This is a genomic window from Rhodothermaceae bacterium (assembly GCA_009838195.1).
Taxonomy (GTDB): domain Bacteria; phylum Bacteroidota; class Rhodothermia; order Rhodothermales; family Bin80; genus Bin80.
The window spans coordinates 80,033-94,482 of the sequence record VXSC01000031.1; the positions used below are offsets into that span (position 1 = coordinate 80,033).

The 14,450-nt window shown below is 47.5% G+C and carries 7 protein-coding genes; all 7 read right to left on the reverse strand.

The genetic code is table 11. The annotated features are described in order from the left end of the window. Positions 1–22: 22 nt before the first annotated feature. On the reverse strand, positions 23–1,078 hold the full coding sequence (locus F4Y64_07075) for a class I fructose-bisphosphate aldolase (GenBank protein MXX97362.1): 1,056 nt from the start codon (positions 1,076–1,078) through the stop codon (positions 23–25). 152 nt (positions 1,079–1,230) lie between these two features. Next, the gene (locus F4Y64_07080; GenBank protein MXX97363.1) at positions 1,231–4,251 is read right to left on the reverse strand and encodes a hypothetical protein; all 3,021 of its coding nucleotides are present in this window, start codon (positions 4,249–4,251) and stop codon (positions 1,231–1,233) included. Positions 4,252–4,352: 101 nt separating this feature from the next. Further along, positions 4,353–5,831, reverse strand: a complete 1,479-nt coding sequence (locus tag F4Y64_07085) for a CoA-acylating methylmalonate-semialdehyde dehydrogenase (GenBank protein MXX97364.1) — start codon at positions 5,829–5,831, stop codon at positions 4,353–4,355. Positions 5,832–6,073: 242 nt separating this feature from the next. Beyond that, positions 6,074–7,828 (reverse strand): T9SS type A sorting domain-containing protein, encoded by a 1,755-nt coding sequence (locus F4Y64_07090; GenBank protein MXX97365.1) that lies wholly within the window; start codon positions 7,826–7,828, stop codon positions 6,074–6,076. Positions 7,829–8,432: 604 nt separating this feature from the next. Continuing rightward, positions 8,433–12,269: a hypothetical protein gene (locus F4Y64_07095; protein ID MXX97366.1), complete on the reverse strand. Its 3,837-nt coding sequence runs from the start codon at positions 12,267–12,269 to the stop codon at positions 8,433–8,435. Positions 12,270–12,415: 146 nt separating this feature from the next. Next, positions 12,416–13,894: a nucleotidyltransferase gene (locus F4Y64_07100; protein MXX97367.1), complete on the reverse strand. Its 1,479-nt coding sequence runs from the start codon at positions 13,892–13,894 to the stop codon at positions 12,416–12,418. A 15-nt stretch (positions 13,895–13,909) separates the two neighbouring features. After that, positions 13,910–14,450, reverse strand: a 541-nt coding sequence (locus tag F4Y64_07105; GenBank protein MXX97368.1) for a patatin-like phospholipase family protein, incomplete at its 5' end; no start/stop codon positions are given.

Below are 14,450 nucleotides of genomic sequence, written 5' to 3' on the forward strand. Positions count from 1 at the left end.
GCATCGTTATCATTCTCAGCACTCAGGCCACGGCCACATCAGGATTTCGGTAAACATCCTGAATTGCATGTAGAAGCCGGACTCCTTCAGTCAAAGGTTGCTGAAATACTTTGCGACCTGCCAGAAGCCCTCCGCCCCCGCCCCGCTTATTGATCACTGCTGCCCGTACCGATTGCAACAGATCATTCTCCCCCTTGGCCCCTCCCGAATGGATTAAGCCTATGCCACCAGCATAGCAGGCCAGAACCTGATACCTCGTTAGGTCAATTGGATGGGGTGAGGACAACTCCTTGGGCGTCTGCATATCCACAGGCCCATAATCGGTCCCCAGTGCGTCCGCTCCTCCTGTCCATAATGGTTGCTTCTGTTTGATCAGATCTGCTTGCACCGTTGCGGCCTGATGGTTTGCTTCAGCCGTGAGGTCCGCCGAATAAATGATATCATCCCCTCCTTTTTGAAGTGCTGTGGGATGCAAATAGCTGAATAATATCGTGGCCATCCCCAACCCATGTGCTTCCGTAAACAATCCTGATACCAACCGTAACTCTCTGCGGGCGTTGGGACCACCAAAATACACGGTAGCCGCAACAGCCACACAGCCCATCTCCGCGGCTTCATGGACGCGGCTGAACAGAATATTCTCATAACGTGCAGGCCATGTGAACTGATTGTCATGATTTAACTTCAGAATGAGTGGCAAATCTCTGGAGGCCGCCCTAGCCACCATCCCAAGTATTCCATAGGTGGTCACAAGCCCACTGCTACCCCCATGTTCTGCCAGGTCAACAATTGCCGTCGGATCCAGATATACGGGATTGGAGGCAAAGACCATCCCTGCGGTGTGTGCAACCCCGTGATCTACAGGAAGAAGGCTCAAATACCCGGTCCCAGCTAAACGCCCCGCTCCATATAATCTCTCAAGCGCTCTCACCACGCGCGGAGGGCGATCAGAAATGGCCCCAGCCGTCTCAAAAAAATCAGGTCCAGGAGATCTGATCAGGGAAGCAGGTATGTGCTGACACCGATGCTGAAGTAGATCAGTTGCCTCGCCCCCAAGAATTGCAGTAATGTCTATCATCTCGGAGTAATCGTCATCTCTGCAAGCCGTACGGACCAACGCTCGGCCGACTGGTCATATCAGCCCGAATCACGGGGACGGTACCCATTCCAGGCATCTGCCAGAAGTAATGGAGCGGCCCAAGCCGATTTTCGAAGCACTCCTGGTTCCCCTTACAGTTCGTCCAATTGTTGAATGATTCCAGCAAGATCACTCTGCAACCGTGCAAGACGCTCATATGCATCTTTTCCAGGACGAAAATCCCCTTGGGATGTAAAGCCAGAAAGATATCTCAACTGATCAATGAGCATGGGCTGAGGATAGCTGTCCCCGACCGCGGTTACAAGCAGTGCTCGCAGTTGCTTTGCAGTCTTTCTCGCAGCTTTATCCTCAGTGTCTTTGATAAGTGCATCAATCCTCTGAACTGCGGCAGCAGCATCACCGCGGGCCTTCATGAGCTCCACCCCAAATTCAAACTGTGCCTGGAGATCACTCTGTTTGACATTATCCGCAGCTACACGCGGATCAATCAGAAGTACGGCTTCCTGAGTGAAGGTTTCTCCATCCACATTCAGACGCACTTGATAGGTGCCTGGCGGTACCAGCGGCCCTTGTAGATTCCGAAGACCGGGACCACTTAATCCCGAGTGACGCATATCCCATGTATATCTGTGCATACCCGAAGCACGCTCAAGCGCAGATGCGGGAGCACGCAGTCTCGGAGGAGCACGCATCCCCTGAACTGCGGCCAGCTCAGGCTGATACTCCTCCGCTTCAATTGTTCGGATGATCTTTCCTTCAGGGTCCAAAATATCCAATGTTACGTCTCCTATCTGCTCCTCTTTGAAGTAGTAATCAATGACCACACCAGATCGGGGATAGGAGGGTGCAGCACTGCCACCGGAACTTGAATTATACCTCACTCGATACGTATCCCGTATTGGAAACAAATAAGCATCTGAATTCACGATGTCCGGAGTGACATGATGCAGAGCAGTAATATTATCCAGGATCCAAAACCCTCGACCCATGGTTGACAAGACCAAATCCTCACGATGAACCTTCAAATCTGTAATTGGCGTCACGGGTAGGCTCTGTTGGAATTTTTTCCAAGTTTTGCCATCATCAAATGAGATAAACAAGCCAAACTCGGTTCCTGCATACAGTAGTCCTTTTCTTCCTGGATCCTCTCGAATGACGCGCGTCGGATAATCATGCGGGATCCCATTTTTCCCGTCCGTTAATCTCGTCCAAGTTGCCCCAAAATCGTCCGTCCGGTAGATATAGGGCTCAAAATCTCCAAGTAAATACCGATACCCAGCCACATATGCCTTACCCTCGGCGTGGGGGGAGGGATCAATGGTTTGAATCCGCCCTTCGGGTGGCATATCTGGTGGGGTCACGTTGGTCCATGTCTGTCCACCATTCTGCGTCACATGCACTGGACCATCATTGGCCCCAGTCCAGATGACGTTCCCATTAATCGGAGAGACCTCAATCACATAGAGCGCACTGTAGTGTTCTTCTCCAGTGATATCTCTCGTAATTGGGCTACCACTGATTACCTGACGCTCGGACCTGAACGCAGTCAGGTCATCACTGATCGTCTCCCAAGTGCGCCCCTCATCCGTTGTACGGTGCACAAACTGGGATCCATGGTAAATAACACTGGGGTCGTGGGGGGAGATTTCAATCGGAACTACCCGCTGAAAGCGATACGGCAACTCACGCGGATTCACACCATACATGTTGACGCCCCCAACATAATAGGACTGCTGCTGCCCGGTGGCACGGTTATAGCGTCTGAAGGTGCCTTTACAATTGCTGTAGACGATCATTGGATCCACCGGATGAGGGACCGATGGCCCCGTTTCACATCCTCCGATCGCTTCCCAGTGTGCGGTAACTCCCCCTGGGCGAAAATCTGGGGGTAAGCTTGGAACGGCAATCGTAGAGTTGTCCTGCTGCCCTGCATATGCCCAATATGGAAACCGTTCATCCACATCAACCTGATAGAGCTCAGCTGTGGGTTGATTATGCTGCGAGGACCATGTTCTGCCACCATCCCGTGTAACATTTGCCCCGCCATCGTTCGACTGAACGATGATGAGCGGATCATCGGGATTGATCCACATATCATGATTATCCCCATGTGGAGTCCCGACTCTCGTCCACTCCTGCCCTCCATTCTCTGAGCGCCAAAGCGCAAGATTGTTAACCCAGACTACATCCGCATCTGTCGGGTCCGCATCTACATTCGTATAATAAAAGGGGCGGGTCATCAGGTAACCTTCCGTGCTGACTACATGCCAGGTCATCCCCATATCATTGGATCGATAGAGGCCTTCTTCCTCCGGAACCGCTTCAACCAATGCATAGACCCGGCTGGGATCTGCAGGGCTTACCGCAAAATCAATCTTACCAATCAACCCCTGGGGTAATCCATCCGTACTCCTGGACCAAGTTTTACCTGCGTCACGCGAGACATAAATCCCGTTTTCAGAGCCATCATCTCCACTGATGATCGTCCAGGGTTTGCGTTCCGCTCTCCATAATGCAGCGTAGATAACATCTGAATTCTCCGGTGCAAGCTCAAGGTCTACTGCCCCCGTCCGCTCTGAAATAAACAGTACATGCTCCCAGGTTTCCCCGCCATCAATGGACTTAAATACGCCACGCTCTGGATTTGAGCCAAATGGATTCCCCAACGCCGCCACATAGACAACCTGTGGATTGGTCGGATGGATGACGACCGAACCAATCTGGCCTGCATCCCGAAGCCCAATATGCATCCACGACTCGCCACCATTCACGGACTTGTACATCCCCCGACCGATGATCACATTGCTGCGAATCCCATCTGATCCCGTTCCCACATAAACAACCTGGGGATTACTGTCGGCTACATCAATAGAACCGATTGAACCGGTTTCAAAATATCCATCGGAAATATTTTCCCAACTTGCTCCATAATCTGTCGTCTTCCAGACTCCTCCCCCCGTTGCCCCCATGTAAAATGTCTCAGGGGTATCTCTATGCCCGGTTACCGTGGTCACTCTCCCTCCACGTGACGGGCCGATATAGCGAAACTCCAAATCGTCGAAGAGCTCTGCCGTTTGTGCTTCAGCTGTAGCACTCAAATGTATCCAGCCAAGTCCAAAAAGCAGAATGGCAATGTACCTGTTTATCAACATAATTCTATTCCAGTGTGATTCCAGGGTGTAAACTACGCAGTAATTTCGATACCTAAATACTGTGAGATGTGGTTCAGGATCGTAATCACCAGTGGAATCCATTAAAATTTTCGGCTCCATACACTTGGCCAGCGCTCAACGACGACCTTGGTTTGTGTATAGAATTCCACTCCGTGCTTGCCCTGGGCGTGGAGGGAGCCAAAGAAGCTGTCTTTCCAGCCACTGAACGGGTAAAAAGGCATTGGAGCAGCAACACCCAGATTAATTCCGAGATTACCGGCATCCACTTCATACCGAAATTTTCGAGCTGCAGCACCACTCCTGGTAAACAGGCAGGCCATGTTACCGTACGCCTGTGAGTTGATCAGCTCAATCGTATGATCCAGGTTCGCCGTGTGCATCAATCCGAACACGGGTCCAAATATTTCCGTCTTCGCGAGTGTACTACCAGGATCTATGTCATCAATGAGCGTAGGGAACACCCAATTCCCATTGTTAAACCCATCTACCGTCCTCCCTCGCCCATCAACCAAAATGCGTGCACCTTCTTTCTCGCTCACCCCCACCATCTCTTCAATCGATGTTTGACTTTCCGGTGTGATGACCGGTCCCATTTCTGAAGCCTCATCCAGTCCGTACCCGACCTTGCGCATGCGGGCGGCTTCCGCCATTGCCTCCGTAAATACATCCCGTGCGTCCCCTACAGTTACCGCCAGACTATTTGCCAGACATCGCTGACCGGCACATCCAAACGCTGAGTCGGCCAGAATTTCCGAGGTCAACCCCATTTCGGCATCCTCTAAAATGACCGCTACGTTTTTAGCCCCTCCCTGGCACTGAACCCGCTTCCCATGTTTTGCAGCTTTTGCATACACATATCGGGCAATCCTAGTTGATCCTACAAAGCTGATCGCCCGTGTCAAAGGATGCTCAATGAGTGCATCTACCGTTTCTTTTCCACCATGTACCATTTGTACGACCCCCTTGGGTAGCCCTACTTCGTTCAGTAATCGCATCAACCAAGCACCGGTCTGGGGTACTTTTTCACTCGGCTTCAGGATAAAACAATTACCGGCTGCTATAGCATAGGGTAGAAACCACAACGGGATCATGCCAGGAAAATTGAATGGTGTAATCGCAACGACAACACCAAGTGGCTGCCGAATCATGTGCTCATCAATGCCACTGGCAACATCTTCATTGTTGTAGCCTTGTATCAGACTTGGCATACCACATGCAACCTCAACATTTTCGACCCCGCGTCGCAGTTCTGCCCGGCTTTCAACGATGGTTTTTCCGCATTCCTGAGTCATCATGGAAGCAATCTCCTCAAAATGCTGCTCAAGCAGCTGGCGTAGAGCGAAGAGATACTGAACCCGCTCCGTTACCGGGGTGCGTCGCCATTCTACGAAAGCATCCTGCCCTTTTCGTACCGCCATATCCACTTCCGCAGAAGAGGCCATCGGGATGAGACTGATCGCCTCTCCGGTTGCAGGGTTGATGCCCTTCAGGATATCATCTGTTTGCGAGGATTCCCATACCCCTCCAATAAAATGCTTTAGTTCAGCTGTGCTACTCATTCTTTCTGAGGTGTTTGAAGTCGAACCGGAAATCCTGATCGTCTTGTTTCGGTGTAATCTGACGGAGGATATATAATTCCTAAAGATAAACATCACCTCTAATTAACCGGGATACGATATAGGGGTCAGAATGACGGTTCATATCGTCCGCGCCCTACCACCAGGTGTTCGGGACACGCTAAACTATTCTGAACCTCCGTGCGAAGGGATATGGGCAATTGTCTCTTGACTAAGTAAAAGTTTTATCGCACTTTCACAATTCGTCCCGTGTGTACAAAGATTCCGGCGGGAGAATTCGCAATTAGATGGTAAAGGTAGATCCCCGATGGTAGCGATGCCCCGTCTATCTTTATTTGTCTGTGCCATCCAGCTTCCGAACGATTTTCGGGAACAGCTAAAACCTGCCTTCCGGTCACATCAATAATCTCTGCCCGAACATGTGCAGGCCACGGTAGATCAAACACCAATTGGGTAACACCCTCAAATGGATTCGGATAGTTGCCGATAACCGTAAAGGTCTCTGGCAAAGACGTCGTGGTTTCTGTGAAAGTCGGCTCAGATACACTGATTTCAAATTTTAGGCTATCTACCTGTCCATTTATAGACGTTGCCGTGTAAGTGTATTCTACCGGATCAGAGGTAACCGCAGTTGGAATTCCTGAGATGGTTTTTGTTGGGGCATCATATTGCAAATCAGCAAGCAGCTCTGGGGATAGCGTGTAGTAAACGGGGGGTATTCCCCCGATTGCGTTGGGTAGCACAAGAGGTGTAATAGGTCTACCAAGAAAATAGCCCTGATTTTCAATATGTTCGTCAAATTGTAATGTTAACGAAGGTGAAGCCCACAATCTGACGGGTTCATCTTCCTGATCCTCGCGGATCAATGCAAGGAATTGTCCATCATTGGACATGGCTAGGGGCCCTTCAGCGGTTATTGTATATATAGTTTGCCCTGTAGCTGTATCCCATACACGAACATGATCGCCATCAAATGACGATTCAATCAGTTCCAAAAAGTAACTATCACCCATCGAGAATCCGAACCAGGAACGGTACCAGCAACAACTCGCGGTGGTACTCCAGTCCCGCCTGAATTGCGCTACTTCCATCCCCGTGGTCACATCAATCAGATCGAAGAATGGTGGTGTTCGATCAGTCCTCACCTGCATCACCAAGTAAGTACCACCTGGTGAAAATGCCCAATCTTCGATGTACTCCTCTTCGCCAGAAGGCTTGGTTCTCCACACCTGTTGGCCAGTATCCGCATCTGATAGAATGATTTCGGAGTTTCCCACCTGGGTCGCCAGATAAGTACCATCTGGAGAAAACTTTATGATTCCAATGGCATCTGGATTACTGGTTTGCTGCACTACCCGTCCCGTCGCCAGATCCCACAGTCGTCTGATTCCATCATCTGCTACAGACATCAAGTAGATGCCACCTGGGGTAAATGCTGTAGAAATAACGTTGGAACGGTGCCGAAGGAAACGTACACGTCGCGTAGTCCAATCCCAAAGGCGGACTTGAGTCCCATCATGAAACGATACGTAAGCACCGTTTGGGGAAAAAATCATCCCCTCTCCCAATCCAGGCGTCTCTGTCAGCAGCCGTCCAGTAGCCACATCCCAAATACGGATTAAGCTATCTCTCTCGCTTGATGCAAGTTGTAAACCATCCGGTGAAAAAAGCGGCGGATGGGGATGGCGAGGATAGCCCTCTCCATCCTCGTAACGATAGGAATGTAGTTCTCGTAACATATGCCCCGTAGAAACATCCCACAAAATGGTGGATGCTACGTATTCACATGTATCCGTGTCGTTCGAATGAGTACACCCCAGAAGATGAGCAGATCGGGTGAGAAGTTTGGTCCCATCTGGTGAAAACGTTAAGTATTCGTATCTACTTGGATGTCTCTCAAATTGTCGAATCGGCAAATCTGGTTGCGCTAGGGGAGATACGAAAGGTATCAGTGTAAGTAGAAATACAGTGCATCTCATCTGTATCACAGAGAATTAACAGATTGACATATCCCTCAAATACATTTACTCTCCTTTCCTGCATCTACTAAGATGGCAAAGATCGGATTTGTACTTAGTACACCCACTAATAAACTATGGCGAATTTCTCTTCGAAATTAGAGAGCATCCAGCCTAGCCGCTTGTAGAACTTTGATTGTCTGTGTCTGCCACGCCTGTAAGAAAGCGCCTCAACCGTCTGGAAAACCAGTACAAGTAATTACGCCTGACAGTGTAACCAATCCGCTCATTCAAGAAAGAAACCAAGTGGACCGTACAGGTGGATTTTATAGGCGTATCCAATAGAGACGAATTGTGTGCGTTGATGAACGATCAGGCAGATACAATTGTGTCAAATTGATGACCAATATCCAAGGGCAGACAACAGGGCACAATTTGCGAATAGAAATTTCTTGGACGGACACTAATTACGCATTTTCAAATTCCTCTACGAATTGTTCCAACTCAATACGCGTTTCGTTTGACGGTCAATTTCCACTGTGTTATTCTCATATCCCCAAATTTCATGCCCCAGAGAACGAAAGATATTTATGGGAATTATGTTGAGGGTTAGCACAATAATAACCTACCCATCAGAGGGAAACAGTAGGTTTGGATGCTCCTTGCACCATTTTGCAAAGTAATCTAGCGGGGCGCTGTTTAGCTTGTCATAAATCAGTGCATCCCAATGTTCTCGATTGTTATTCTCGTTCAAGAGTAATGCACTCAGGACTATATCGGTTGGCTTAGTCAAGTGCTCTCCTTGATACCCGCCATCTTTCCAAATTCGGTTAATGAAATCAACGGCAACTTCAATGTGTGAATCACGATCTGCTGTCATGCTTCCAAACGCTCTGCACAGAATTTTCAGTTGGGTGAGATCTGGACTTTCATCACGCTCAAAAACAGAAAACATATCCTTCAAACTCATTGGAATATGAAAATGCCCCCGATGAGCCAACTCCACTAATAGATCACTGTATTCATTACGAGCAAGCGTTTCGTTCTCCATAGCACTGACTAGGACAGCTTGGATCCACAGCCCTTTAACATCTAATAGAGACCTCGCAAAATGGCGCATGACCATATCTTCGCAGAGCAGCAGTAAGTTGTGCTTTCTCGCAAGAACCGCACAAATGAAAGCTTCACCTGTAGGAGAATTAATGATTTGCTCAACAGCATCAGGTAATTCGTCTGGAATTACAACAGCCTCAATTCTGCATTCTTTTTCAATGTCTGCAATCAATCCTTTCATTATGTTGAGCCGTTCGGTTTGCTCCTCGGGTGTGATAATCTGGCGATAATAGTTTCCCTCATGATAGTTTAGATACATCGTTTCTCGTGAGGAAAGATCCTCGCTACTTTGCACCATTCCTTGGAGAATCGCCATCTCGCTGGCCGGCATCAATAATACCCCTAGACATTTTCTGAGGACTGCTAGTACGCCTAATTCTGCAGCTCTCCAAGCCGTATAGGCATCAATGACGGCACCGGAATCGTCGTTGCTGTTAATCAACATGCGAGCTTCGGAATACTCAAACTCCGAACCAAAACTGACTTGGATACTTTTTCCAGTTAAGACTAAATAATCGGCAAAGGCAACGGGGCCTCCAACCATTCCCCACGCAACAAGGGACAATGGGATTTCACCCTTCAGATATGGGGTAGCCCGGTTGTAGAATGCCTGACTATGTTGTTGTACCTTGTCCAATATTGCCTGGATATTGTTATTATCAATACGGGAAACAGCAACATCTCTAACTTCTGGGTACCTTTCGCCGAGCACCTCACTCAGATAGTGAAAAGCTTGAAGCCACCGAGGTTTGATCTCAGATACGGTCCATATTTCGGTTGTGCCAGAGGCATTGGTATATTCAAATTGGCCGTTAACTTTCTTGCCGAAAGCTTGGGAAATAAATGCATTTGATAGATCCCCCCGTTCGCCCCATAACCTGTCCGCAGACTCACCGACTATTACTCGGTAGGTTTTGTTGTTTTGGGATGTAAAGCGAACCCATAGCCCCTCTGCAACCTCATCGTAAACTTTACCTTTAAGGTGCGGTGGAAACTGAAGCACTACCATCAAATATTCTTCCACAACAACAGGAGAATTAACTCCTTCAATTAGTGCTTCGTATGCTAAATCTATCGCCCGTTCATTTTCACCGAAATGAATTAGAAAATAGCAGAGATGAAGCCTATCCAAACTTAATCCTGGGAATTTTTCAATATTCGGATTCGAGAGAAGTGACCTGACGGCTTGTTTGTCACCTGCACGCAAGTGAGCTTGAATTAGGAGTGTCAAGTTTTCAACACATGTTTTCTTTTCAAACACCCCAGAAAATGGGCCGATTGCATCATGAGGATTTCCACTGTTGAACAGGAGAATCCCTTCCATCTTCTGAAAGTCATGCAGTTCTCGGATATGGGATGGGAGTTCTTCGAAAAAATCAATGGCTTGCTGACGGATCGGATATAGACTGATCAGAGCCTGCGCCAACAGCAGTAAAGCTTGACTCTTTCGGTCTACTGGGACATATCCAGATAGCATGTCAATAGCAGTCTCGTATTGTTTTCGATCTAATGCTTCTTGGGCAACGGAGGTACGAGAATCCAGTCGATCGTCACCTGCTTCCACGGCTTTTATCGCCGCCGTGAAATAATTTTCAGCAAGATCAAAATATTCATGCAACCGACAATACTGTGCAAGGGGAATCAATGCACAGGCATCATCTTGAAAATCATATTGATGCCTTTCTAATATTGAACAGCGTTTTTCCGCAGGGGCCAAATGTACCTGTGCGAGAACTCCAATTGCGACTGGAAATGTGCGTCTGCCTTTCGGAAAAGAGTCCAACTCATTGCTGACAAGATCGGAAATAGTCTGCCAGTCTTTGGTCACCAATGCGATCTCAAACCGCATTTTGATGGTCTCTTGATGATCCCCAACATCAGAGATGCACTCCAAAGCACGGTCAAATTCTCCTTGCTCAACTAATACAGCAGCCACGCCTATCTTCAATTCTTCATTTTCACGAAAAAGGTCGAGTGCCTGTTCACCTACCTTAAGGGCCTCTCCCGATTGACCTCTAATTCGATACGCAGTTACAAGGTTGATTGGGATGGATACCTCCCCTTCCCTAACGGGTCTATTATTGTATATTTTCGACCATAGAGAAGCATAGATTTTGATTGCTCTCTTAACATTATCTCGATCATCCTCACCTAATTCACGCCCGTAGACGAGGACAGACATCTTGATGACCTGTTCCAGAAGTGCACCGGCATAGAGTTCCAATACCTCATCGTTTTGTGGATAAATCTTGTATGCAGCTTTGGCAGCTTCCCACCAATCTCCATCATTACCTCGCTCCATCAGCCACCGCACATTTGCAATCGTTACTTCCTCGCTGCTCCGAACTGCACCAGACACATAGTCAAGAGGATCACTGACTGCCTCATCACCAATCAAACTATGAATGTAAAAGGCAGCGAGCCGGGCATTTTCAGGATGCGCTTGAAGTTTGGCTTCGGCAAACGATCTCAGATCATCCCAGTTATTACCGATTAGGAAACCCAATGCTTTGTTAGCAACTGCTTTTGGATTCTCGGGGTCAAGATCAAATGCTTCAATGAATCCTTTTGCAGCAACTCCTTGATTTCCAAGATTTAAGTGACAGCCAGCAATATTAGAAACAATCCTGAACCGAATGTAATTGGATGCTTTGCTGCAATGCCTTTCCAACAGCGATTCTAGCAATTTCAGCGCTACTGAAGGCTGATCCCGTACGAGAGTTGCATATTCATTGATTTGAGAGTCAAGTTCATCGTGAATTACTGAGTCATCAATTATTGGCTCAAAGGTATGAGAGAGAGATTGAAAAGCCAACAAAATATCATCTTGTTTTTTGCTTATCTCATCGAGTTTGCTGTCTGGTTGATCATCGAAAAACGTATATGTCGGGACAAAAGCTCGAATTGCTTCCGGGTGCTGATTGATTTCATCTTGTAGTGTCTCCCAACCCCAGACACAGACTCGCATTCCCTCTGGATGATCCCCGCTTTTCGGCACCGACAACTCCAGTGCGAGCTTATCTAGTTTAGCATCCTTCGGTGCAGTGGTGACAATGTAATATTCCGACAGGGAAGGCTTAAACTGCCGTGCCTTTTTTGCTTCTTTCTTCACCTCCCTCACTGACAATTTCTTACCCTGTTCCTTTCGTTTACATTGAATTCCAACGATTTTATTTTTGTCACTATTTCGTCGTCCAAGAATTAGCCCATGAACGTCAACCCCTTGTTGTGTTTGCCCACGCTTACCGTGACGATCAACTCCCGGGTCTCCAAGAATACACCGAAATAAAACCTTTATCCCACGCTCAAAATCGTATTCGTCTAGTGGCTTGGGAATTTGAATTTGCATGGTAGGTATCTAACTGATTGTAAATATATCATAGGATATGCGGAGGGTGTTGTACCCCTGCAAGGACGGAGTGCTTTTTAGATGGTAGTAGTAAGACTGGGTCGGGATGCTGCAAGAGGATCCTGTGACCAATCATTTTCTAAACGTTAGATCTGAAATTTCTCTACACCATCATCGTGTGGAAACTCTGGTCCGTACCATATCCCTGTGTCCAACCATCCTTCGTAGAAAAACAGCCACAAAGCAGTCCATGGAATGGTAACTTTCGCAACCAAGTGAGACGGGTGCCACGGGAACACTTTAGGGTTCACAAGGCATAGAGACTTGTCGTCGGGCCAAACATGGGGAGCCATTGAATGAAGCTCCGGGGATAACACAAACACTTTGGGATGACACGAAGGGGTGTATTTTACTGCGATTTTATATGATTGCAAAGTTTCCCCAGGCTTTAATGTGCCAGTAAAAACAATCCCATCTCCCTTATTACCACATTGAAAGTCTGGGAACTTGCTCTTCATAGCTAACTTCTGACAGGCCATTGAATCTCTAAAAGATTTATTACGGTTACGCATTTGCCTTAGGCCGCCCCTGCCGTAATAGCCTCTGTTGTAAGGAGGTACAACTCCTAGAGATCCAATGACGCCGGATGGGCTAACACCGACTTGCGCCTTGCTAAAATCATTCGCGACCTCCTGATATTTATTGCTACATTTTGATACCTCAGTTGGGAACTTCCCGTCAAACAGATGAGGGCCGTTCCATAGGTCAATCGTCTCTTGTTCATCTATAGAATCACGAGCTGTCTTGGCGTCTTCGTAAGCAGACCTCAAGCGGTCTCGGAATGAGGTAAACTGGTCGAAGTGCCAATCTCGAGCCAGATTCTCTTCTGGAAGAGATGGATTGGGAACATCCAGTTCATCAGCGTTGGAACACTCGTCTGCCCATGCTATCATTCCACCAAGTACCTGTACCAGAGCATCATCTACCGACAGGGCCTCTTTCGGAAGAAACCGGCCCGCCAGCGTTGTGAGAACCATTGAGTTTGGACTTTCAAGCTTGTGAAGATCTTTCCAATACTTGACGAGTCGCACGACCCGTCGAAGATGACCTGACCCATTACGATTTGTCTCATTAAACCAGTCAATGTAGCCGAGTGGATTTGTTTTATCCCAGTCACGGGGGATTTGGAGCGGATCGCGCATACCTTCAGGAACATGTGCAGGGACGACATCAAGGTGAAAATCAAGTCCATCTGAGCTATAAGCTACACGGACACAGCATTTGAGGATCTCCGTCTTTCCAGAGTAAAGCGATATCTCCTCCAATGCTGACTGAACATTCTTAAGAACTGAAATTCCACTTGGCAATTGACCATATTCGTCTTCCAAGTCTAAGCCCAAGACTACATCTACATCATATGTCCCTTCTTTATGTGAAGACCGTATAGCAGTACCAAGAGCATAGCTTCCTTGAAGCTTAGAATCAATGAAATACTTGGAGATCCATTCATCTTCTTCGAGTTTTTCTCGTACAGAGTGGTGGGCTGAAATGATGCGATCTATTCTAGTCTGGTTTAGGTTCACGCGGTCCCTAAGAAAATTGTCAAAAGCTTTTTTGAGTATCATGGTAATATTGTTTGTTTAAAATGGTTCGGGGGTAAAGGGAGTTGCTTTGGTAGTCAGAAAACGTTGACTGATTTCGTGTACACTGCATTTTGCCTCTTCAAATGCTATTTCAGATAACGCTTCAACATCGTGAACGGAATCCAACTCAAAACCAACTTGAGGCAATGGAAATTGTACTCGACAATATCTATCTTCAAGCATGAACTTCATGAAGTTTTCCTCCCGATCCGTCTGAACGTTCATCGTAAGTTTAACAAGATCAGTATTCCATCCCATGAGTCCATCTTTTCTTTTCTGAATTATCCTCGAAAGGATTCCTTTTCCGTGGTCAGCAGATCTTTGAAATGTTGAACTTCCGGTTCCAATTGCGAGCAATTCAATATCGTCAAGGCTTTTCTTGAGTCGAAGCCCTTCCAAGATTCCAATTGAAGCTGGAGTATTAGCCCATAATCCACCGTCCACAAATTTACCACGACCTGGAATGGTAACGGGTTTGAAATAAATGGGGGCTGCGGATGTGGCAGCTGCAACCTTCCATGCCGGTAATAGATAATCA

What these genes read in the sequence shown, in the direction of transcription:
- F4Y64_07075 (MXX97362.1), bottom strand. Translation starts at nt 1,078, where the DNA reads ATGATAGACATTACTGCAATTCTTGGGGGCGAGGCAACTGATCTACTT.
- F4Y64_07080 (MXX97363.1), bottom strand. Translation starts at nt 4,251, where the DNA reads ATGTTGATAAACAGGTACATTGCCATTCTGCTTTTTGGACTTGGCTGG.
- F4Y64_07085 (MXX97364.1), bottom strand. Translation starts at nt 5,831, where the DNA reads ATGAGTAGCACAGCTGAACTAAAGCATTTTATTGGAGGGGTATGGGAA.
- F4Y64_07090 (MXX97365.1), bottom strand. Translation starts at nt 7,828, where the DNA reads ATGAGATGCACTGTATTTCTACTTACACTGATACCTTTCGTATCTCCC.
- F4Y64_07095 (MXX97366.1), bottom strand. Translation starts at nt 12,269, where the DNA reads ATGCAAATTCAAATTCCCAAGCCACTAGACGAATACGATTTTGAGCGT.
- F4Y64_07100 (MXX97367.1), bottom strand. Translation starts at nt 13,894, where the DNA reads ATGATACTCAAAAAAGCTTTTGACAATTTTCTTAGGGACCGCGTGAAC.